At 50.6% G+C, this 21565-nt stretch carries 18 protein-coding genes and 1 pseudogene; 15 read left to right on the top strand and 4 right to left on the bottom strand.

The window, feature by feature from the left end; all coding sequences use genetic code 11:
* Nucleotides 1–8: 8 nt before the first annotated feature.
* From NNL38_RS08305 to NNL38_RS08255, 11 genes are all read left to right on the top strand, one after another.
* Nucleotides 9–347, top strand: a complete 339-nt coding sequence (locus NNL38_RS08305; protein ID WP_255387595.1) for a GPW/gp25 family protein — start codon at nucleotides 9–11, stop codon at nucleotides 345–347.
* On the top strand, nucleotides 347–1240 hold the full coding sequence (locus NNL38_RS08300) for a baseplate assembly protein (protein WP_255387594.1): 894 nt from the start codon (nucleotides 347–349) through the stop codon (nucleotides 1238–1240). Before NNL38_RS08305 ends, NNL38_RS08300 begins: the two co-directional genes overlap by 1 nt.
* A complete protein-coding gene (locus tag NNL38_RS08295; protein ID WP_255387593.1) occupies nucleotides 1237–1869 on the top strand; it encodes a phage tail protein I in 633 nt (210 codons plus the stop codon). Before NNL38_RS08300 ends, NNL38_RS08295 begins: the two co-directional genes overlap by 4 nt.
* 4 nt (nucleotides 1870–1873) lie before the next feature.
* On the top strand, nucleotides 1874–4744 hold the full coding sequence (locus NNL38_RS08290) for a phage tail-collar fiber domain-containing protein (RefSeq protein ID WP_255387592.1): 2871 nt from the start codon (nucleotides 1874–1876) through the stop codon (nucleotides 4742–4744).
* 69 nt (nucleotides 4745–4813) lie between these two features.
* Nucleotides 4814–6280, top strand: a complete 1467-nt coding sequence (locus tag NNL38_RS08285; RefSeq protein WP_255387591.1) for a phage tail sheath C-terminal domain-containing protein — start codon at nucleotides 4814–4816, stop codon at nucleotides 6278–6280.
* Nucleotides 6280–6795 (top strand): phage major tail tube protein, encoded by a 516-nt coding sequence (locus NNL38_RS08280; protein WP_255387590.1) that lies wholly within the window; start codon nucleotides 6280–6282, stop codon nucleotides 6793–6795. The genes NNL38_RS08285 and NNL38_RS08280 overlap by 1 nt, the downstream gene beginning before the upstream one ends.
* 75 nt (nucleotides 6796–6870) lie before the next feature.
* Nucleotides 6871–7203 carry a phage tail assembly protein gene (locus NNL38_RS08275; RefSeq protein WP_255387589.1) on the top strand — a complete coding sequence of 111 codons (333 nt, stop codon included), beginning with the start codon at nucleotides 6871–6873 and terminating at the stop codon, nucleotides 7201–7203.
* Between the two features lie 106 nt (nucleotides 7204–7309).
* Entirely contained in the window at nucleotides 7310–9517 is a 2208-nt protein-coding gene (locus NNL38_RS08270; RefSeq protein ID WP_255387588.1) for a phage tail tape measure protein, read from the top strand.
* On the top strand, nucleotides 9517–9921 hold the full coding sequence (locus tag NNL38_RS08265) for a phage tail protein (protein WP_255387587.1): 405 nt from the start codon (nucleotides 9517–9519) through the stop codon (nucleotides 9919–9921). The genes NNL38_RS08270 and NNL38_RS08265 overlap by 1 nt, the downstream gene beginning before the upstream one ends.
* On the top strand, nucleotides 9896–10102 hold the full coding sequence (locus tag NNL38_RS08260) for a tail protein X (RefSeq protein WP_255387586.1): 207 nt from the start codon (nucleotides 9896–9898) through the stop codon (nucleotides 10100–10102). The genes NNL38_RS08265 and NNL38_RS08260 overlap by 26 nt, the downstream gene beginning before the upstream one ends.
* Nucleotides 10093–11094, top strand: a complete 1002-nt coding sequence (locus tag NNL38_RS08255; protein WP_255387585.1) for a contractile injection system protein, VgrG/Pvc8 family — start codon at nucleotides 10093–10095, stop codon at nucleotides 11092–11094. The genes NNL38_RS08260 and NNL38_RS08255 overlap by 10 nt, the downstream gene beginning before the upstream one ends.
* Here the strand turns inward: NNL38_RS08255 and NNL38_RS08250 are convergent.
* The gene (locus NNL38_RS08250; protein WP_255387584.1) at nucleotides 11091–11633 is read right to left on the bottom strand and encodes a WYL domain-containing protein; all 543 of its coding nucleotides are present in this window, start codon (nucleotides 11631–11633) and stop codon (nucleotides 11091–11093) included. The genes NNL38_RS08255 and NNL38_RS08250 overlap by 4 nt on opposite strands.
* A gap of 226 nt (nucleotides 11634–11859) precedes the next feature.
* Entirely contained in the window at nucleotides 11860–12453 is a 594-nt protein-coding gene (locus NNL38_RS08245) for a phage antirepressor N-terminal domain-containing protein (protein ID WP_255387583.1), read from the bottom strand.
* Nucleotides 12454–12816: 363 nt separating this feature from the next.
* Here NNL38_RS08245 and NNL38_RS08240 point away from each other — a divergent pair, with 363 nt between their 5' ends.
* From NNL38_RS08240 to NNL38_RS08230, 3 genes and pseudogenes are all read left to right on the top strand, one after another.
* Nucleotides 12817–13716, top strand: coding sequence for an AbiTii domain-containing protein (locus tag NNL38_RS08240; protein WP_255387582.1), 900 nt, complete (start codon nucleotides 12817–12819; stop codon nucleotides 13714–13716).
* A gap of 624 nt (nucleotides 13717–14340) precedes the next feature.
* Nucleotides 14341–15491, top strand: a protein-coding gene (locus tag NNL38_RS08235; protein ID WP_255387581.1) for an IS3 family transposase whose coding sequence is annotated in 2 segments (ribosomal slippage) — nucleotides 14341–14578 and nucleotides 14578–15491 — 1152 coding nt in all. Because the reading frame shifts where the segments join, the coding sequence is not laid out codon by codon here.
* 142 nt (nucleotides 15492–15633) lie between these two features.
* A pseudogene (locus NNL38_RS08230) lies at nucleotides 15634–15813 on the top strand (S24/S26 family peptidase); the annotation flags it as partial.
* Between the two features lie 250 nt (nucleotides 15814–16063).
* Here the strand turns inward: NNL38_RS08230 and NNL38_RS08225 are convergent.
* Together NNL38_RS08225 and NNL38_RS08220 are read right to left on the bottom strand one after the other, a co-directional pair.
* Nucleotides 16064–18886, bottom strand: coding sequence for a thrombospondin type 3 repeat-containing protein (locus tag NNL38_RS08225; protein ID WP_255387580.1), 2823 nt, complete (start codon nucleotides 18884–18886; stop codon nucleotides 16064–16066).
* A 432-nt stretch (nucleotides 18887–19318) separates the two neighbouring features.
* Nucleotides 19319–20854, bottom strand: a complete 1536-nt coding sequence (locus NNL38_RS08220; protein ID WP_255387579.1) for a YfcC family protein — start codon at nucleotides 20852–20854, stop codon at nucleotides 19319–19321.
* 332 nt (nucleotides 20855–21186) lie between these two features.
* On the opposite strand from NNL38_RS08220, the gene NNL38_RS08215 reads away from it, so the two are divergent.
* Nucleotides 21187–21447: a type 1 glutamine amidotransferase family protein gene (locus NNL38_RS08215; RefSeq protein WP_255387578.1), complete on the top strand. Its 261-nt coding sequence runs from the start codon at nucleotides 21187–21189 to the stop codon at nucleotides 21445–21447.
* Nucleotides 21448–21565 lie beyond the last annotated feature (118 nt).

Here is a 21565-nt window from a genome sequence, read left to right as displayed (position 1 = left end):
ATAGAACTATGCGCGGTATGGATGCAAGCACAGGCCGGGCACTCAGCGGCATCGACCACTTGAAGCAGTCGGTCCGTGACATTCTCACCACACCCATCGGATCACGCGTGATGCGCCGCGACTACGGCAGTCGGCTGTTTGAGCTGATTGATAACCCGGGCAACCCCGAAACGGTGGCAGACATTGTGGCGGAAAGTGCCCAGGCCCTGCGGAAGTGGGAAAAGCGGATTGATGTGACCCGGGTGCTTGTCACCGCCGCCCAGCCCGGTCTGATTGTGCTGGCGATTGAAGGGAAGTACCGGCCCAATGGCCAGCCCATTACTCTGGAAGGTATAGAGGTTCGCTGATGGTCACAGTCAATGTCGATATGAGCCAACTGCCTAAACCTGCAGTGATCGAGCAGTTGGATTACGAACAAATTCTGCAGGCGTGGATCCAGCGCTACCAGGCAATCGACCCGGACTACCAGGAAGTCAACGAATCTGACCCGGTCTACAAAATTCTTGAAGTCGCAGCTTTCCGGGAAATGGTGCTGCGTCAGCGCGTCAATGATGGCGCCCACGCCACCATGCTGGCATATGCGAGCGGAACTGACTTAGATGTCCGCGGTGCGGATTTTGATGTGCAGCGCCTGGTGATTGACGAAGGGGATCCGGATGCAATGCCGCCGCGGCCCCGGGTCATGGAATCCGACGATGCATTTCGCTATCGGATCCAGCTCTCAAACCGGGCCAAGAATACTGCCGGTAGCGCCGATGATTATGAGTTCTGGGCGCTGTCAGCCGATGGCCGGGTGAAAAGCATTGCCACGGACTCGCCGCAGGGCACGCTCTCGGTGATTGTCTCAGTCCTGTCGCATGAAGGCTGTGGTGAGGCGAGCCCTGATTTGCTCAGCTTGGTTGAAGCGGTGCTGACCCCGAAAGGCACCCGGCCACTCAGTGATGAAGTGATCGTGCAAAGTGCCACTATCAACGAATTTGTGGTTGAGGCTGAACTCGAGCTTTTCCCTGGTCCCGATGAAGCCGAAGTGCTCAACGCTGCCCGGCAGCAACTCGATAAGTGGCTGGCGGATTCTCACCGGCAGGGGATGGATTTAACCCTGGATGGTTTTTATGCCGCGCTGCGTGTCCCGGGGGTTTACAAGGTCCACCTTGCTGCCCCGGCGGATGACATCATCAACGATCAGTTCAGCGCCGGCTATGCATCCAGCATCACCCTGACGGCGAGGGTGACCACATGACGCATAAAAGCCTGCTGCCCCCTAATGCCAGCAAACATGAACGAGACGTCGAGGCGGTGATTTCACCGCCTCTTTCGATCCCCAACCGTGATATCTGGAACCCGGACAAATGTCCTGAACACCTGTTGCCGCATTTGGCCTGGGCGCTGTCGGTGGAAAACTGGAACTCAGCCTGGCCGGTTGAGCGGAAGCGCCAGGTCATCAAAGACAGCATCTACATCCACCGTAAGAAAGGGACCCGGGATGCCGTCGAGCGGGTGGTCAGTGCGATCCGCGGCGACGGCACCAAGGTCACCGAATGGTTCGAAGACAAAGAGAACCTGGCCCCCGGTGATTTTCGGGTGGACTTTGTTTCCACCGGAACCCCTATTGACGGCGCCGAGCTGGGCAAGCTCGTCCCGGCCATCAACTCTGCGAAGAACGTTCGCAGCACACTGGTCGGTATGACCATTACCAGTCGGGTGGAGGCCCCTGAAAAGCATATCGCGATGAGTCGACAGGCCATTGCAATGAAAGCCGGGCCATGGATTATCAGCTCGATGGTCAGTTCTTCAAATAACGGTATGGCTTGCATCTCCCGTCAGGCTATCCAGGTTCGCTCTGGGCCATTGCCTTTAGTGTTGGAGTAAATCAATGACATTACCTGTACCAGAGAGCCAGCAGCAATATGGCTCTATCCTTACCATACTTGGTGAAAATGCCGAGCAGAACGGTAAGTTGCTAAACAAGCAATTAGAAATCACCCACATGGCGATCGGCGATGCCCATGATGAATATGTGCAGCCAGACCGAAAACAAACCGCTTTGGTTAATGAGCTGGCCCGTATTCCGGTGAACTCGGTGGATGTTCTCCAGGCGACGCCAGACAGCGTCCCCATGCTGAAGGTGGATGCGATCCTGCCGGATGATGTGAATGACCTGGTCATCCGGGAATTCGCCGCCGTGGCGACGTTCGACGGTAATACCTACTTTCACGCTATCGGAAACTGCGCCCGGGTGTATGTCCCGCCGCCGGTGAATAACGGGAATGTAAAAACCCCGGTCACGCTGGAAATGTTTTTTGTTATTACTTCGGTAGATCCTATTGTTGAGATGGATCCTAACGTGGTCAAAGCGTCAAGAGATTATGTGAATAACGCGGTATCTAAAACGGAATCACAAATATCACAATTAAAAATATGGCCTGAAAAGTTTGATGACTATCTAAAGGTAGGAGATAAAATTCCTTTAAGCATTAATGCTGTGAGGTTAAAGATATCAGATGGTTCCATTCAAGTCTTTAGGGTATGGAATAAGGCATTTTCTGGTGAAACTCATACGGTCATTAATATTCAAGAACATGATCATGAAACGTTTGTTATACAGACAGAGCATGGTTATTTTGAAGCAATTTCATTGAGACTATATGATCTTAGATTAAGTGGTGATTTGACAGGGTGGGGGGCAGATCCAACAGGAAAGAAAGATGCTACTACATCCGTTATTTCTGCCGTTTCTAGCGGACTAACCATCAACCAATCATACGGTAAGTTTTTACTATCAGGGACAGGTGATATTCGGCTGTCTTTGGATTGTGATTTTCAAGGTTCTAAATTCGATGTTAATGGTTGGAGCGGTAAGTTCATCATTAATCGGGGAGAAAAAATCACAGAATACTTACCAGGTAGTTCTGTGGTGTCAGCAATCGAGAACAGTAATCTATCAGCAGGTATTACAGCGTTTGATGGCTTAACATTTATGACTGATCTTGATGGATGTTTTGTCATCATTGAGACTGAACAAGATTTTTATACTTACCGAGGTGTTGTAAAAAAACGAGTAGAATATAACGTTATTTATAATCATGGGTTATTGAGTAGTGCGATAAAATACCCGTTAACAAATGTAAACATCACTAAAGTTACAGCTATAAAAATCAGTCAAACAAAATTGAATATTGATGGTTTAGCATTAATTGAAACTGATATTTCTAATGTACCTAATGGTGTGTTAGTTCAGTGTGAAGACTCTACTCGTGTATCGTGCGATGTCTCATTCTTAACAACAGCAAACAAACCGACCGTAAATAATACTCGATTACGGTTTGAACGTTGCTGCTATTTACGCATCAACGATTTATATACAGACTATCCTCTTGATAATGAAGATGGTACATATGGCTATTCATTCTCACTTTATGATAGTTATGATGTTCGAGTGTGTAATGCTAAGTCAGATGGTTACGGATGGGGAGTTGACGGCAGTGGTAACGCACAACGTCTATCGTTTGAAAATTGTGCACTTTCTCGAGTTGATGCACACCAACCATTTAGAGAATATTTAAAAGTATCTGACAGCACGATTGGAAACTGGGGGTTAACTCTTGTTGGTATCGGTGACTTGATATTAGATAATGTTGATTTTGTTCAACGAAATGGCCCTAAATTAAACGGTATTGTTACATCACGACTTGATTGTGGCGGTTTTATTGATGGTCGATTTGTTGGTAGAAACATAACAATCAATGGTAATCATAATAAGTCATCGTTTCCGCCAGTATTAAATTGTGAAACACATGAAGATCAGGCACTGCCGATAGGCTCACCTATCGCACCTAGATTCTTTTCTAGCGTTGAAATCAATGGTATATCAACGCCTTTGTATGAGGGTGGGTTGAATGTAATTAGCGCTGGTGAGGTTGGCAATCACTCGTTGCTTTTCCCTCGGTTAATCACTGTTAGAGATGTTAACACGTTAAAGGGGGATCTAAATGTTGACCCTTCAATACGTGTGCTTGGTTTTTCTACTGATAAATTCACATCAGATGAAAATATAGGAAGTTCTCAACAAGGGCCATATAACACAAAAATTGTGCTTGATAATTTGAATGTTGATTGGTTGATTGTATCTGGTAATAATTCTGAAATTAACGTTGAATGTTACGCTAATTATATTGGTTCTGGTGAGCGTTATGAAACACCAAATGTTGAAATCAAACAAAAAGGCCGCTATGAGTTTACATCCAGCAAGTTGGGTAATTTATTAACAGGAGCTGGTTATAACGACTCTGTTTTTGTCGTGAATGGTGGTTCGATAAAGTCAAAAGGAACATTTAGCGAGGATTCGTACAATCGACTTGTGTGGGTGAATGGTTCTAAGTTACTGCTGAATAATGTAGATGTAACATTTAAGGATGCAGTACAGCAAGCCAACTTAAACAATGCGGTGATGAACAGTTGTAATGTGTTTGACATTAGTGGCAATCAAGTGCGAACCTATTTATTACATCAGTTCTCATCAGGAACATCAGAGCAGATTACCGAACATTTAATTGTTGGTAATACATATAAATTGTTTACAGGGCTAGATTCAGATAGCACATCGAGCAGCTTTACATTTGTTTATGATGGTGATGGTATTTATTTTGTGCCTGGAGTTAATGGAGGAACTCGCATTATATCAACTGGTGATACGCATCAATTTGAATCAACCTTGCCATTAAGGTCTATGCATTTAGTTTATTAATAACCCAAACCCCGTCCCGGCGGGGTTTTTTATGACCTGAATTTATTACCCAAAAAATAGGAATTCGCAATGACGCAATTTCTCCATGGCGTGGAGGTCATCGAAATTGATGGCGGCACGCGCCCGATCCAAACCGTCAAGTCGGCGGTGATCGGCCTGGTGGGCACGGCGCCTGGCGCAGCTGCCGCGGTGGCGGCCACGCTCACGCTGGGCAGCGCCATCCTCAATGACGGCCTGGTGTTTACCGCCAAAAAGGCCGGGACCGAAGGCAATGCCATCAGCATTGAAGTCGTTGACCCGGCTGAGGCGTCCACTGAGCTTACCGTGGGCGTAGACGGTAACAAGGTCAAAGTCATCCTGGCGACGGATGAAAACAAGGTGATCACATCCACCGCCGATGGAATTAAAACGGCCATCGAGGCCAATCCTGAAGCTGTCGCACTGGTTGGCGTGGCTGTGCTGGGTGACGGCAGCGGTGATGTCGCGCCGGCGCCACGAACGTATCTCACCGGTGGCGAAAACGAGCCGTTCCCGTTGTACAAACCTGTGGCGGTTGCCGGTAGTCGCAAGAAAGCCGAAGGCCTGGGCACGGCCGGCACACTGCCGGCGGCGATCGATGACATCTTTGATCAGACCGGCGCCCTGGTGATTGTCGTGCGCGCAGCCGAAGGCGAAGATGATGCGAAGACACAGGCCAACGTCATCAAGGCGATGCAGGGCTGGCTGGAGAGCCAGACCGAAACCGGATATACACCGCGGATCCTGATCGCGCCGGAGTTCAGCGAAGTGGATGCCGTCACCTCCGAAATGGAAGCCAAGGCGGCCCGGCTGCGGGCGATCACCTATTCAGACTGTGAGCTCACCGCCAGCTACACCGATGCCATCAAGCGGGCCCGCCAGTTCGGTGGCCGGGTTGAAATGATGTGGCCATGGGTGCGGGTGTTTGACACCGATCAGGCCAAAGAAATTGACCGTCCCTCATCGGCCCGTCAGGCAGGACTGCGTGCCCGGATTGACGCCGAGAAAGGGTTCTGGTGGTCGAAGTCGAACCAGCAGATTTACGGCATTGTCGGCACGTCTCAGCCTGTCGACTGGGCGCTTGGGGATCCGAATACCACCGCCAATATGCTCAACGAAAACCGGGTCAGCACCATCATCCGGGAAGGCGGTTTCCGTCACTGGGGCAACCGGACCTGCAGCGTCGATCCGAAGTGGACCTTCGAGCAGACCCGCCGCACTGCCGACATCATCAATGACAGCGTGCAGCGGGCTCACCTGTGGGCGGTTGATCGCAACATCACCAAAACCTATGTCGACGATGTGGTTGAAGGTGTGAATGACTACCTGCGGGAGCTGAAAGCCCTGGGGGCGATCCTCGGTGGTGAGTGCTGGGCGGATCCGGAACTCAATACACCAGCTACGGTGCAGAAGGGACTTGTCTACTTTGACTTTGATTTCTGCCCGCCGTACCCGGCAGAGCACGTCGTATTCCGCAGCCACCTGAACAACGATTATATCAAGAAGGTATTTAGCTAATGGCCGCAGACAATTTATTAAGTAAATGGGCGATCTGGGTAGACGGGATCGGCAAAGCGGGAAACGGCAAGGAATACAATCCGCCCGTCCTTGAAGTGCTGACTAAAGATTTTAAGGCCGGAGACATGGATATGCCGGTGCCGGTTGATGTCGGCATGGCGCCAATGGAAACCAGCTTTGCCCTGTTTGGTGTGGATGTCACCGTCTTGCCGCTGTTCGGGTTGCAGAAAGGGAAGAAAAACGCAATCTCGGTTCGATCCACCTACACCGACTTGGCGGGGAACACCTATGACCTGGTAGAAGTGCTGCGCGGGATGATCACCAAGATTGAGCGTGACGGTCAGGACACAGGCGACCAGAGCGAAAAAGCCATGAAGGTCACTATGAAGCTCGACTATTACAAGGTTACGCGCTCGGGCCTTGTTCTGATTGAAATCGATCCGATTAACCGGGTCCGCAAGCTGGGCGGGATCGATGCTTTGGAAGGGATCCGCGCCCTGCTACAACTCTCTTAAGCCGGCAATCATGATTGCTCTCTGAATTGAAATTCCAGGCCGCTCAAGCGGCCTTTTTTAATGGGAAAAATAACCATGAAAACACAAGCAGCGACACAAGCTAACACTGCAACTTATCCGAACCCGGCTGAAACCATCACCCTGGACTATCCGGTGCGGGTCGAAGGCAAAGAGTATCAGACATTGACGATGCGACGCCTGAAAGTTCGCGACCGCTTGATCGCCAACAAACAGGAAGGGGATGATTTTGACAAAGAGCTGTACATATTTTCATCGCTGACCGGTGTCGATGTGACGGTGATCCATGAGCTGGACGAAATGGATTATAAGAAGCTGCAGGATGTGTACTTGGGGTTTATGAAGAAGGGATCCCAGAACTCAGCGAGCGAGACATCCAGTACGGCATGATGGTGCTGGCCAGCCATACCAGCTGGCCGCCCTCTGAAATGCTGGAACTGCCGGAAACCGTCTTTCTGGACTTTCTGAAGCTGTGCCCGAAGAAGGATGACACCTAATGGCGATGCAGAACCTGAAAACCGTCGTCACCCTGGGCGGGGCGGTAGACAGTAGCTTTAACAAACTGGGCTCAGTTTTTAATGCGTCGATGGGAAGAGCCACCCAAACCGTCAAAACGCTGGAGCGCGAGCAGTCTCAATTAACGAAAGCGATCGACCGCAGTAAAAAAGCGGCCAATGACCTGTCGTTGGTTGAGAAGAACCAGCAGGACTCGATTCAGGCGCTGGCCGAGCTGGAAGAAAGCCGGCGCGGGGTCAACCGGGAGATTGCCAAGCAGCGTCGGCAGTTGAAGCAACTGGCAGCTGAGCGGGAATCTCAGGCCAGTGATGAAAGCCAGTCCCTGTCTGAAATTAATGCCAAGTATGCCCGGCTTGAAGCGTCGATCCATGATCAGGTTGCGGTGCGCGACAAACTCACCGGCGAGATTAAGAAGAACCAGAAAGCCCAGGCACAGTTCGCCAAAAAAGCCAAACAGATCAGAGACAACATTGAAGATATCAATGATCTGGAACGCAGCTACGACAGGCTTTCCGTCAATATTCGTCAAGCCGCCAATGAAGCCGATGGGTTCAGCAAAGCCTCTGCCATCAAAGATCGTTTGCGGGGCGTCACGGCAGCGGGCACGGTCGCCGTCGGCAGCATCTGGGCGACCACCACCGCGATGACCGGTTTGATGACGGTCACCAACGACAACACCGCCACGGTGGTGGGCATGGCCAAGGCCTATGACATGAGCATTGAGCGGTTCAAGGCCTGGAGCGGGGTGGCCCGGCAGGCAGGCCTGGACGGCGAGCATGTCGGCGATCTGGTTGAAGAGCTGAGCAACAAGTTCGGTGAGTTCAAGGCGCTGGGTGAGCAGTCATCGGTCTCTGAGGTGTTCGGCGCCCTGGGGATAGAAGCGGCGATGATGGACGGGATGGCCGCGGCGGATCAGTTCGAGTTCATCATGAAGCGGCTGGAAGGGGTCACCGACAAGCAGCAGGCGGCCTCCCTGGCGGACATTTTGTTCGGCGGTGAAGGCAACAAGGTGATCACCTACATCCGAAACTCCGGCAAAAGCCTGGATGAGTTGCTGGGCAAACAGCGGCAATTCAACCTGCTGACCGATCAGGGCGCGTCCGGGGCGGTGGCTTATGGCCAGGCGTTTAATAACCTGAGTAGCGTCGTTACCTCAGCCTGGCAGGAAATCGCCGGGATCGTCGGCGGGGAAATGGCGGGCGATATCGAGCGCCTGAGCATCAATGTCAGCCGCTATGTGATCCAAAACAAAGATGCCGTAGTTAGCACCCTGAAATCTCTGGTGTACGGCGCCAAGGACTTTACCGTGGCGCTGTGGAATGTCGGTGCCACGGTGAATCGGGTGGTGCAGTTCTTCGGCGGTTGGGAGACGGTCGGGCTGGCCGTGGCTTCGCTACTGGCCGGGAAGCTGGTCGTTGGGCTCGGGGGGCTGGTTGTCACTGGCTATAAGGTGATGAAAACGCTCGGCGCGATGAAGCTCGGCGCGGCGGCGTTTAACACGGTGCTGGCTGCCAACCCGATCGGGCTGGCGGTGGCGGCCGTGGCAGGACTGACGTATGCCGGGATCCAGCTCTATCGCAATTGGGACAGTGTCACCAATTGGTTCAGCAACAAACTGACCTGGTTCAAGACGGAGTTTCCGACCACCTTCAAGGTTATCCAAACCCTCTTTGACTGGTCTCCGATTGGCATGATCGTCAACCACTGGCAGCCGGTGATCAAATTCTTCTCCGGGATGTGGGATCTCATCACGGGGGATTTCGATGCCGGGATCGCCAAGCTGTCCAGTGTCTGGGACGGCTTTTCCTCAACGTTCAAGGCGCTGAAATTCTGGGATGATGACGATGAGCCGAATCCCCCCAAACCAGCCCGGGTCCAGCCTGCCAATCCCTATTATCAGCGGCCGCAGACCGCGCAACAGCGCCGGCAGAAGCCGCCGCAATACGGCAACTACCCATCCAGCCACGCAGCAGCCTATCAGCAGCCGACGGACAAGACCAATCAGGCGAAATCCGCCATTTACGGCAGCTATCCGGCCAGCCGGGGCACCACGGTGCACCAGAAGGTCGGTGACATTCACGTCTATGCGGCGCCGGGTCAGTCGCCGGCTGAAGTGGGCCAGTCGGTTCACGACAAGCTGGGCAGCCATCGGGCCAGTGCCCTTCATGATTTACCGGAGGTCGGTTAATGGCGCAGGTCATGCTGTCGCTGGGCGGGTTCAAGTTCCATATTGGATCCGCCGCTTACAACGAGCTGGTCAGAACGTGGCAGTGGCGCTGGAATGCGCAGTCACGGATTGGCCAGTCTGATTTACTGCAATATACCGGTCAGGCTGCGGAGAAGATTTCACTCAACGGCGAGATCGCCACCGCGTTCCGCGAGGTCGGCACCCGGCAAATCGAAAAACTGGCAGAACTGGGCCATGAGAAAAAGCCGCTGCTGCTGGTCTCGGGCCTGGGGGATGTCATGGGCTATTGGGTGATGACGGATCTCAATGAGACCAACACCAATTTCGTCCAGGGCGGCCTGGCGCGGTATCAGACTTTTACCCTGGAGCTGGCTTTTTATGGCAACGACTTACAGAACCCGTGAGGGGGATATGATTGACGCGATTTGCTGGCGCCACTATGGCCGGGAAAGCGCGGTCACCGAAGTGCTCAAGGCCAACCCGGGCCTGGCGGATGTGGGTCCGGTGCTGCCCAGCGGGCTGGTAATCACCTTGCCGGATTTAGCAACCCCGGTGGCGAAGGAGGCGACCAGCTTATGGGACTAGACCATCGCCCTGATTTTTCCCTGTCGGCGGATGGCAACGACATCACGGCCGTAATCCAGCGAAACCTGATCAGCCTGACCCTGACCGACAACGCCGGCAGTGAATCCGACCGCTTGGCGATTGCGGTGATCCTGCCGGACACCGTCGCCACCCCGAAAAAGGGCGCGGTGTTACGCCTGGGGCTGGGGTTTAATGGCGAGCTGACGGACAAGGGCCAGTTCGTGGTCGATGAAGTCACCTCTAGCGGCCCGCCGCGGGTGGTGCAGATTGTGGCGAACGCCGCGCCGATGGATAACCGCAAGCAGCCCGGGAGCCTGCAAACCCAGAAAACCCGCAGCTTTGATGATTTGACCCTGGGCGATCTGGTCAAATCGGTGGCCTCGGAGCATGGCCTGGTACCGCGGATCAGTAGCGAACTAGACAGCATCAAGCTGACCCATGTCGATCAGGTCAGCGAAAGTGACATGAACCTGCTGACCCGACTGGCGAAACGCTACGGCGCGGTCAGCAAGCCGGCGAATGGCTACTGGCTGTTTCTGAAAGAGGGCGAGGGGAAGTCGGCCTCCGGCAAGGCACTGACGAGTATCACTCTGCAGCCGCACCAGGTAACCACCTGGCAGTGCCGGTTCAGCAGCCGCAACGATGTGCGTCGGGTGGTGGCGACCTATCATGATCTGGAGAGCGGCGATACCAAAGAAGTGTCTACCGGCACCGGTGAGCCGGAATTTCGGATTGTGTTTAAGTATCCGAACTATGAAGAAGCCAAGGCTGCCGTCCTGGCCCGGGCCAAGCAGGTCAAATCCGGCAGTGACACCCTGGACATCACCCTGCCAGCCCGTTCTTCGCTGATGGCCTTGGTTGCCGAAGGCCATGTAACCCTGGATGGGTTCGGGGATCTGGAAGACGGTAAGTGGCGCCTGAAGACGGTGGAATGGTCACTCAGTGATAGCGGGCTGCAGTTGAGGCTATCTGGTGACCATGGGGCGGATTAGATGCCTAGCTCTGAACTCATATAGTCAGAGAAATTGTCAAAAGACTTGTTTCTAGCTGTTTTCAAATGGAGAATGTTGTCTGCTTTAAATGTTCTCCAGTCATCTCTTAGATCACATTTTGCCCGAATGAAAATTTCACCATTTTCATTTGGCCAACATCCTACCATTTCAATTCTTCGCTCTGTGACTTCGTCTTTTTCACTATGATACGTTATCTGTAATTTGCGTTTTCCTTGCCAAAGTAGATCCTCCTCATACCATGGCGTAAAACGCTTTTGCTTGGTTGGAGTTTGCTTTTGGGTCGGTGATTCACGGGTAACTGGTTCCCAACCTTGCCATTCTTGTTTAGGGGAGCTTGGTGTTTTAGGGTGAAACTTACGCCAGCGTTTGAAGAGAGCGCAGCCGCAAAGTCCTGTAACTACGACCCAGGTCAAACTACCTGGAATAGCGCTCATGGTCTGTGTTGCAATACCAAGAGTTATAAAAGAAATAAAAAATGTTGCGCAGATATATAATGTTAACCTTAGATATTTATTCATCCCTCACCTTTATGCGTGTGATTGCTTATTGGTGGTTCAATTTTGCTTCTTATAGGTTAAAATTACTGCGTTATGCGTAACGCTTTTGTGATTCTATTTAATATGCAGATCTTTCAGTCTTTTCACCACGCTAACAAGCAGATAGTTAAAGGCCCGTCTGGGCCTTTAATTTTGCTTACGCGCTATGTGTTAACGTTGTTGTGATGCTTTTCTCGCTGTGAGCAGCTCAACGCTGCTTGATCGCCTGAATGTTGCTCTGTGCAACTTCAGTTATTCTGGCCATGGCGATGTCAGCAATGCGCTTAAGGTCTTCAACTGAAAAAAAGCCAGGTTCTTTGATGAGTTCTGGAATTTCGGAACGTCCAAGTACCATGCAGTCATCTGGAACAACTTGCGTGCTGACGACACGGCCCTGATCCATCACCATGAGTAAGCGCATGGTTTGAGGTGGCATCACTGGCGCTGCGGGTTTATTGCATTGCTGGTTCCAGTAATCCCAAAGTACATCATCGCACTCGTTCTGGTACTGGATAACTTGGTTGCGGATTTCTTGTTTAACTTTGTTGGGGGAGAGGGTTTGAAGCCAGCCGAAAAGCTTGCGGAGGGGGATACAAACAGTCGCTTGTTTACCACCAATTGAAGGAATGGAGATTTTCTCCATACCCCACCTTCTGGGGTTGGCTGCGAGCTTGGCCTGCTGTCCGCGCCAATCGAGTCCCATCCCTTCAACGATGGGTTTCATTGGAGTAAATGGTTGGTTTTGGTGTTCAACTATAAAGAGATTTGAGCCGTGAAAAGGGACTGTGATTTGATTTGGCATTTTAGCCTCCTGTGCGACGAATCAATAACTCCATCATGCAAAGGGACCAATCTTTGGGTGATGGACTGATCGAGGTTGGTCCTACCGCGCACAGGGAACGGCCAGCCGAAGCTGCCTCAACCAGCCCACCATAATTTGGGTGCGCTGAATCGCACGCATAAAAAAACCAGCAGAAAGCTGGCGACTATGCGCCTGTGCAATGAGTAAAACGGGGGACCAATCCCGGCATTGGATTTTGCCAATGCAAGGTAAGTCTAAGACGTAACGAGTTTTCTTGCAAGAACGAATCTTAGTTGACTTATATGCATGCAAGGGCATTATTGTCATATAGATGCGTTCATCAGAAAAAGTCGGGGAGAAAGGGTGAGTAAGAGTATTGTCGAAACAATTCAAGTAGAAGCAATGGATGACTCGGTGCCACTTTCGTCCTTGTTACCCAAAGCATATGCAGTTGCAAGAAAGCTTGAACTAGATGAGTTTGCGAATTGGGCAAATTTTGAGTTGAAAGGCTATGAATGCGCTGCGGGGGAACTTCCAGACTATCGAGCTCCTATTGCCCATTTGAGAGGATTTAATGGGCGGGGTTGGACCCCTGTAGTTATCCCTAATGATAAATATGAGAAGATCCTTTCAAGAGCTTATTGCTTTGAATCAATTTCTCAACTTGAAGACACCATGAGTGAGATGAAGGGAGGTATAGAGATTTGTTATTACCTTAATGGTGAACAAGCCCGAATGGTGGGTCAGCTTGTAGGCTATAACACACAATATGCTCACTTCTTAGGGCGATCTGCAATAATGCGAATCATATCCACAGTAAGAAGCTCCATATTGGACTGGGCAATTGAGTTGGAAATGAATGGTGTCAAAGGTGAAGGCATATCGTTTACACCACGTGAAAAGGAGATTGCGAAGGTGACAACAAACAACTTCCATATTAATGGCAATGTACAAGGCATAGTTGGGAATGAAGTGAGTGAAAACAGCATTTCTCACTTGACAATGACCGTTCACCAAAATGACATGGATTCACTAAAAAAACATCTTCTTGAAGGCGGATTGACTGAAGATGATGTATGTGAGTTAGCAGAAGCAATTGAAATGGACGCTACACCTGTAAAAGAGGGTGAATATGGTGCCAGAGTATCAGCTTGGATGGGTAAAATGATCACTAAGGCTGCAACTGGTGCCTGGAGCATTGGTGTGGGAACAGCTGGTAGCTTCCTTGGCGGTGCTCTTGCCAGCTATTACGGGTTTTCCTAATTACTTCATTCAGAACCACTCTTAATGCCAACTGGTAACACGGCTGTAGCAAGAATTAGGGGCTAAGCTTGTAAGGACTTGGGTCTCAATAGCCGATTGATCCTTACTGACTTGAGCGATAGGAATTGAGACCTCGCTCGTTTGATTCAGAGCCGTGTCCAGATGGTGTCCAACAAAACAACCAATCAAAAAAATAATCAATAATAACAGTTAATTACGCAAGAGATCTTGTAGTCCAGCCAAAAGAGAGTTGGCTGGTTATCGTGATTACTCATTGTGACCTTTACACGGGATAAAGTGTTATCTGACATCATGATAACAAAGAATGGGCACGGGTGTGGTTGGATTTTAGCGACAGCGTGCGAGTGTTCAAACCGTGAGCAATGGTGCTAGCCGATCAGCTTGAGCAGCTCGTTGATGAACTCAAGCCATAAGTTGATAGTATCCATGGTGAACCTTGGGAGTCAGTTTGGTTTTCCTTGGATTGAAGGATAACTGATTTGTGGTGGGAAGTGGGAGTCGTGTTTGGGGTATTGTTGTGCTCGTGATGGGTGTAACAATTGAATAGCCACCGACTTGATAGACACCTTTTAGTTAGACAAAATGACTAGCAGAGAGGTGCTTATGAGCAGCAAGCGATACCCAGAAGAATTCAAAGTTGAAGCCGTCAAACAGGTTACTGAAAAAGGTCATAGTGTAGCCGATGTGGCAAATCGTTTAGGGACTACCACGCATAGCCTTTATGCGTGGATTAAACGCTACGGCCCAGATTCCTCCCAATATCAAGCCAAGTCCGATGAAAGTGCCGAAATTCGTCGGCTCAAAAAGGAGCTGCAAAGAGTCACCGAAGAAAGGGACATATTAAAAAAAGCCGCGGTGTACTTCGCAAGCCAGTCCGACTGAGGTACGCCTTTATCAAAGCCAATCAAGCTGTTTGGCCTGTTCGACGTATGTGTAAAGTCCTTAGCATCCACCCAAGTGGTTATTATGCCTGGCTTAAGCAACCCGACAGCAGACAGGAGAAACGGCGTAAATACCTTCTCGGACTCATCAAGCAGTTCTGGCTGGAATCTGGTGGCGTTTATGGCTATCGAAAGATATACAGCGATTTACGTGATGAAGGTGAATGTTGCGGTATCAACCAAGTTCACCGCTTGATGAAACGAGAAGGCTTACAGTCGCAAAGAGGATATCGAAAACCCAGGTCCAAAGTGGGCACAGAGAATGTCGTTGTTGCGAATAAGTTGGCCAGGGAGTTCAACCCGACTGCTCCAAATCAGTCTTGGGTGACCGGTATCACGTATATAAAAACTCACGAAGGTTGGCTATACCTCGCAGTCGTCGTTGACCTGTTCTCTCGGAGAGTGATTGGTTGGTCGATGAAAAGCAGAATAACGAAAGAGCTGGTGTTGGACGCGCTCCTGATGGCGATATGGCGACGCTCACCGTCAGAGAAGGTACTCGTGCATTCCGATCAAGGAAGCCAGTATACAAGTCATGACTGGGATAAATTCTTAAAGCAGCACGGTCTGGAATCAAGCATGAGCCGTCGGGGCAACTGCCATGACAATGCGGTAGCTGAAAGTTTTTTCCAGTTACTGAAAAGAGAAAGAGTAAAGCGAAAGATCTATTCCACTCGGGAAGAAGCGCGGATGGATATCTTCGAATATGTCGAGATGTTCTACAACGTCAAACGCAGACACGGTTCCAATAATCAGTTGTCACCAGTAGAGTATGAAAAGCGGTATGAAGAAAGGTTAATTAGTGTCTACTGAGTCGGTGGCTATTCACTGAGTGGTATGACAATAGTATCTCACCGCTTCGCTATGCGACTCACATCAAGAAAACAATGGATCTTGACCAAGCCCGCCTCTGAGGTAACAATGCACTGTATAAATAAACAGTATCTGTGCGGTTATGAACTTTATCCCTTTTTACGCCAGCGCCGGGATCACCGGCTTTGAAAGCCCGGCGGCAGACTATCTACAGCTTCCTTTGTCCCTTGATGAGTTGCTGGTTGAGCACCCCAGCGCGACCTACATTGGTTTGGCGCAGGGGCGGAGCATGGAAGGGGTCGGCATCTATGCCGGTGATGTGAAACATCTGCAACACCTCCTTATGGCTGATCAGTAAAGGCGTTGACTGCTCAGTCGCAGCCGTTAAAGATTGAGGGCTCTGGTCTTGTTCTTCCTCAGATTTGAACTGTGACGGTGTCACTGATTTGGGCGTGTTTACCTTATACGAGACTTCAACAGTGGGGTAGCAGGGGCAAAGAAAAGACCGCTGCTGCGGCCTTTGTCATTTGGGACAGATCTCAGTCGATAACTTTGATCCTTAACTTCGGACCTTAACCTCGATCCCAGGTCTCGTGGTAGCTGGTATAACTGTGTTGGCGGCTACGATAGATCAAGCCATGGTTATCATAAGTGTCTCTTTCGTCTGTAATCTCAATCAGAGGTTCACCGTAATAATCCAGTACCGGTTGGCCATCTTTCTGATAGAAGGTGACTTCCCGGCGGCGGTTTACTTCACAAGCCGGTATGCTGTACGACTCCGTCACCTTGTTCCACTCTAGCACCCGACCGGTGAACACCGTGCTGGTCACTTGCTCGAAGCGATGGCGTTCAGGATGATCGCCGAGTAACAATCCGCGTGAGTAAGAGACTTCCGGCAGGAAGTACGCGCCAGCAACCGCTGACCATGGCTTTATCTCTTCTACATACTGGCCCCATGCAATGGTATCCCCTGCATTTTCCGTGGCTTCGAAACCCACCATCTCGCCAGCGGCGTTATTGTAATACACCTCTTTAAAACTGTACGTCCCTTGGTCGAAGTGCCCGTGGATCACCGATTGATTCAGGCCCTCATGCCCACGCCAGCTGCCATTTTCACCGGCCAGTGGGATCATGGTAAAGAGGCCGAGGCGCGAGCTTAAATCTTGTAAATCAAAACGATTGACTAGATAGGTTATTTCTTCATTCGGACTTACGGTATAACCGCTATCCGGCAATCCGGCCAGACATTGTTCCAGGCTGACCGGCTGATCTGCTGGCGAACCTCGTTCCGTGACTGGGTCGCGGCCAAACAAGTGATTATCGACAATGGCGCCGACCAGCGCTTTGGTGTAATCCGTGTATCCCCAGGAGATGCTGTCTGTCGCTACGGGATCGTATTCCAGATAACTGACTTCAACACGCTGCGCCAGGTTATCAATGTCCAGAAACTGCTTCCGTTGCTCGACCACTTTTGCCACAGGGTAATGATTGTCTTCCAGATCATCCTGGTTATTCATTAACATCATTTCCGCTGATTGCTGAACCACGCAGACTTCACGTAGCCCGATCGCTGTTTCGATAATCTCTTTGCCTAAATACTCGGTTGTCAGGTTCTCATGACGAATGGGGGTGTCAGGCGCATGTTTGTCCAGCCGTTTAATCCACCTTGGGGTAACTTTGCCCAACTCCGGATCAACATACGGACTACTGTCGACATTGACCGACCACCAGTCACGGAAAGTTTCCCGGTTACCCAGATACTCTCCGGTGTACGCATCTGTATATTCATGCTCGAAAGTCGGATGATAATCATCGAACTCAGCCCCCGGGGTATACCCTGCAATTTGGGTGACTTTAATGTCCCGATCCGCCAGCTGGCCTGTCGGTAGCCCGGTCCAGACATCAACATCAATTTCACTCTGGGTGTAATTCTGAATATCTCCGGATGTCGCCATTTTTCGCGATACCTGGTAAAGACGGCTGTTAGGCCGGTCGGATACACTCAGATGCTCTCCATCCAGTGCCGGCAGGCTGGCAACACAAGCACTCAGCGTCTTGGGCGTCTTCAGCGCTTGTAATGGCGCATTATCCTGCTCATCCTCATAGCCATCGTTGTCGTCATCTTTATCGGCGTGGTTACCGATACCATCCTGATCTGTATCCAGTTGCTCCGAACTATCAAGCGGGAAAGCATCTTCGTGATCTGAGACGCCATCGTTATCATCATCGGTATCCCGATTATCGCCAATGCCGTCGCCATCCGCATCAGCTGATTCTGTGGCGTCCAGTGGGAAGGCATCTTTCTCATCCGGTACCGTGTCATTGTCATCATCAGAATCATTCTTGTCACTGATGCCATCACCGTCAGTGTCAACAACATCTTTTGGTTTCATCGGATAAGGGTCGACGGTATCTGATGTGCCATCGTTATCATCGTCGTCATCGGCATTATTTCCGATCCCATCGCCGTCGGTATCAAACCATTCCGTGTCATCATTCGGGAATGCGTCCAGTTCATCCATCACACCGTCGTTGTCACTGTCCAGTGTACTGATCGTCCGCAGGTTACCGGTTGCCTCCAACAGGACAATTTCATCACCGGCTGCACTTTGCAGAGCAGCCGTAATTTTTTCTGCGTTACTGATCAAGAGTGACAGCTTTGCAACGAAATCATCGGCTGATCCCGCCAGCGCATTTGAGTAAACCAGCGATGAAGCGGCCTGGCGAAGTTTCTGAGTTAGTTCCTCGTTTGCTTCAGAAACTTCTGCATAACTGGTGAGAAGTGCAGCACCACTGCCTTCAGCCAAGCCAAGGCTTAACGCCACTTTTTCTGCCACTGCATCAATGGTTAACGCTATGCCTTCTTGTTGCGCCTCAAGCAGGTGTAACTCGATCAGAGTGGTCAGGGGATTCAGCTTAATCGGATGAGAGGTCGTATTGGCAGTCGATTTTCCGGCCTTTGTTGTCACCAGAGAAGCGGTTAGTGGAGCGGACATCAGGTAGTTGCCATGGACGGCATTGCGCCCCTGATGAGACGTTTTTCCGGCAATCACTTCGGCCATCAAGACATAGTTATCCAGCTCTGTTACCGGTACACTGTCAAACGTGACGCGACCATCCTGGTCGGTTACGGCACGCAGTTCATCCGCATCCGGCTGGTTGTTTCGCTGGTTCTTCTTCTCCAGCCATACCGTCGCGTTCTGCAGTGCGGCGGTATCACTCACCGCGACTTGCAGGTTGACTTTTGAAACCGTGGTTGGCGTTGTGACTTCCGGAGTTGGTTGATCTACGGGGACTGCGCCTTTTTGATCAGCGCTCGTGCCATCACCGCCGCCACCACAACCGGACAGAATCAGTACTGTTGATATCGCTAAAGCAACCTGGCTTTTGTTCATAACCTTTTCCTATGAGTTATTCGTATTCAACTTACTTTGTGAAGCGAATTTTACCGATTACTCAATTAGAAAGGATGAGCGGCATATTCAACTTTCGGCACACTTCAAAAAACTGCTCCTACCAGATGAAAAATGTGTGATATCAGGCAGATATCGGCTTTTAGCGTTCAATGGGGAGGGGCGAGATCGAAAGTGACCAGCCAGAACTGCCCATCGTTTCCGTAGTCCGCCCATGTACCCCGGAGTTGTCACATCCCACCGGTTTATTAGTCATTTTTAGTGTTGATCGCCAGTGTGTGGGGAGCCATGGCGTGATTGTTCCCCTGACAAATACGGTTGGTATGGGCAGAAGAGGATATTGTGTCACCTTGTAAAATTTTCTCGAAAAAATAAGGCTACCTCGCGGTAGCCTTATTTCGTGTCGAGGTGAGATTAGATATAAACGCTGATCAACAAGGTCGCGGCAGCCATAGCAACAAGAATGCCAAGGAGTGGCATCACAAACCGTAACCATTTATCGAAGGTGACATTGACCATGGCCAGCGAGGCAAGCACCAAACCGGTCGGGGTAATGAATGCCATGAGTCCCATCCCGTATTGGTATGAGCTGACAATGTTGTCTCGAGGAATACCGACCACATCGGCCAGTGGTGCCATGATGGGCATCGACAGCACCGCCAACCCGGATGAGGAAGGGACGAAGAACGACACGCCAGCGAACAGGAACATCATCACCACAATAAACAGGCCTTTGTCCATTCCCTCCACCATATTGGCGCTGGCATGAAGGATAGAATCGCTGATCATGCCGCCATCCATCAATACGGTGACACCGCGGGCAATCGCGATGATGAGGGCGACACCGAGCAAGTCATTGGCCCCCTGAATAAACTCGCGAACGAAATCTTTTTCCGGGATCCGGTCAACCAGCGCAATCACGATGGCAGAGACGAAGAAAAGGGTGGTCATTTCTTCAAACCACCAGCCCAGGCTGGAGACACCGTACACCATAATGAAGAAGGTACTGGCGAACAGGGTCAGAATGATCGCGTGACGTTTCTCGAGTTTCGCTGCCGATGCACTGGTATCGATGTTTTTCAGAAAGCGTGCTTCAATTTCTTTTTTCTGGTTGTAGATTAGCGATTGGGTTGGATCGGCTTTCACCCGCTGCGCGTAGCGAATGATGTACAACATGCAGACCAGAGTACCGGCAATCAGCAACGCCAAACGTAAGTTTAAACCCAGCGTCCAGTTAATCCCGGCAGCGTTTGAAGCAATGATGGTACTGAACGGGTTGACCGTTGAGCACATGGTCCCGATGGACGATCCCAGATAAATTGCGGCTAGGGCGACAATTGCGTCATAGCCTGCGGCAATGAATATGGGCACCAGGATCGGGTAGAAAGCAATGGTTTCTTCAGCCATGCCAAAGCTTGTTCCGCCCAGTGCAATCAGGGCCGTGACGATGACAATGAGCCACTTTTCCCGACCCGTCATCACCTGTGACAGACGGTTGATCCCGGCGCCGAATGCACCTGAATGGTTGACGATACCGATGAACCCGCCAATCACCAGGACAAAGAACACGACATCAATGGATTGATACATGCCTTGGATCGGGGCTTTGAATAAATCCATGATCCCCTGCGGGTTCGGATCGACGGTAGTGTAGGAGTTGGGGATTCCGACGGGCTTATAGATGTCGCCGTTGACGAATTTTTCCAGATCGGCCTTAATGCCAATATTGTCCAGTGTTTCCTGTGTTGCGGGTAACGTTTCTGTACGGCCGTCCGAATAGGTGATCATAAAGCTTTCACCCTGATAGGACAGTTTGTTATAGACGCCGGCATCAACAAACCAAGTCAGCATTGCCACCAGGGCAGCAACGCAAAACAAGACGGTATATGCGGAAGGAAAGCTGAGTTTCTTCTTTGTCGCGCTGACGGCAGTCGCTCCGGTGGTACTCATAACAACCCCCTTAGTCGATTAGACTGGAATTTAAAAAATCAACCTAGTTTCTTGTGCGGGTGAAAATAAAACTTATGGTGGTAACATCTTTTTATTTGTTTTCAATTGGTATTTTATTGTAATTTTTTGTTAAAAAATGGCCAGGTATCACAATTGGAATGTTTCGAGTGCCAGGCGCAACAAATTTGAGATGGCGAGCAAACTTTAAACGCCAGAGGGAGGTGGGGAATGGGAACCAATGAAGTCAATTCAATGGGCTGTCACTATGTGTTAAATGGACAGGCACCATTCAACCGGCCACGGAGCGAGTTTTAAACATAAATCGTGCGAGGGTGACAAAAGAAAGGGCGGTATTGCGACCGCCCTGTTTAGATGTCTCTTTTGCCGGTTATATGCCTGGCCACCTGACATGGAAGTTCGGTGAAAAGCTGAAGGCTTGCGGCTTCGAAATTGTTAATCAGGATATTACCGGAGCCACGTATCAGGATAGGAAGATGCTGACAGGTGACAGCCCTCTTGCTGCCAATGCGCTTGGAAAGCTTGCGGCCAGAGCTTTGCTGGAAGAAGTGGGGAAAAAGTCGTTTGCTGACTGACAGAAGCGCGCTGACAATTATGGTTCGCTTACTTAAACCTGCTGCGCCGCTCTATTCTGAGACAGCAAACGCACAATAGGAGTCCGTCATCAACACAATAGCCTCCGCATTCACGGAG

This window comes from Photobacterium atrarenae (assembly GCF_024380015.1).
GTDB classification, from domain to species: domain Bacteria; phylum Pseudomonadota; class Gammaproteobacteria; order Enterobacterales; family Vibrionaceae; genus Photobacterium; species Photobacterium atrarenae.
The sequence above is the reverse complement of the archived record's forward strand: the minus strand, read 5'-3'. Positions and strand labels throughout refer to the sequence as shown.

Bases quoted from the DNA above. Each gene is read 5' to 3' on its own strand.
- NNL38_RS08260 (WP_255387586.1), top strand. From the start codon at position 9,896: ATGGCAACGACTTACAGAACCCGTGAGGGGGATATGATTGACGCGATT.
- NNL38_RS08295 (WP_255387593.1), top strand. From the start codon at position 1,237: ATGACGCATAAAAGCCTGCTGCCCCCTAATGCCAGCAAACATGAACGA.
- NNL38_RS08245 (WP_255387583.1), bottom strand. From the start codon at position 12,453: ATGCCAAATCAAATCACAGTCCCTTTTCACGGCTCAAATCTCTTTATA.
- NNL38_RS08285 (WP_255387591.1), top strand. From the start codon at position 4,814: ATGACGCAATTTCTCCATGGCGTGGAGGTCATCGAAATTGATGGCGGC.
- NNL38_RS08270 (WP_255387588.1), top strand. From the start codon at position 7,310: ATGGCGATGCAGAACCTGAAAACCGTCGTCACCCTGGGCGGGGCGGTA.
- NNL38_RS08255 (WP_255387585.1), top strand. From the start codon at position 10,093: ATGGGACTAGACCATCGCCCTGATTTTTCCCTGTCGGCGGATGGCAAC.
- NNL38_RS08300 (WP_255387594.1), top strand. From the start codon at position 347: ATGGTCACAGTCAATGTCGATATGAGCCAACTGCCTAAACCTGCAGTG.
- NNL38_RS08265 (WP_255387587.1), top strand. From the start codon at position 9,517: ATGGCGCAGGTCATGCTGTCGCTGGGCGGGTTCAAGTTCCATATTGGA.
- NNL38_RS08220 (WP_255387579.1), bottom strand. From the start codon at position 20,854: ATGAGTACCACCGGAGCGACTGCCGTCAGCGCGACAAAGAAGAAACTC.
- NNL38_RS08280 (WP_255387590.1), top strand. From the start codon at position 6,280: ATGGCCGCAGACAATTTATTAAGTAAATGGGCGATCTGGGTAGACGGG.
- NNL38_RS08250 (WP_255387584.1), bottom strand. From the start codon at position 11,633: ATGAATAAATATCTAAGGTTAACATTATATATCTGCGCAACATTTTTT.
- NNL38_RS08290 (WP_255387592.1), top strand. From the start codon at position 1,874: ATGACATTACCTGTACCAGAGAGCCAGCAGCAATATGGCTCTATCCTT.
- NNL38_RS08225 (WP_255387580.1), bottom strand. From the start codon at position 18,886: ATGAACAAAAGCCAGGTTGCTTTAGCGATATCAACAGTACTGATTCTG.
- NNL38_RS08275 (WP_255387589.1), top strand. From the start codon at position 6,871: ATGAAAACACAAGCAGCGACACAAGCTAACACTGCAACTTATCCGAAC.
- NNL38_RS08305 (WP_255387595.1), top strand. From the start codon at position 9: ATGCGCGGTATGGATGCAAGCACAGGCCGGGCACTCAGCGGCATCGAC.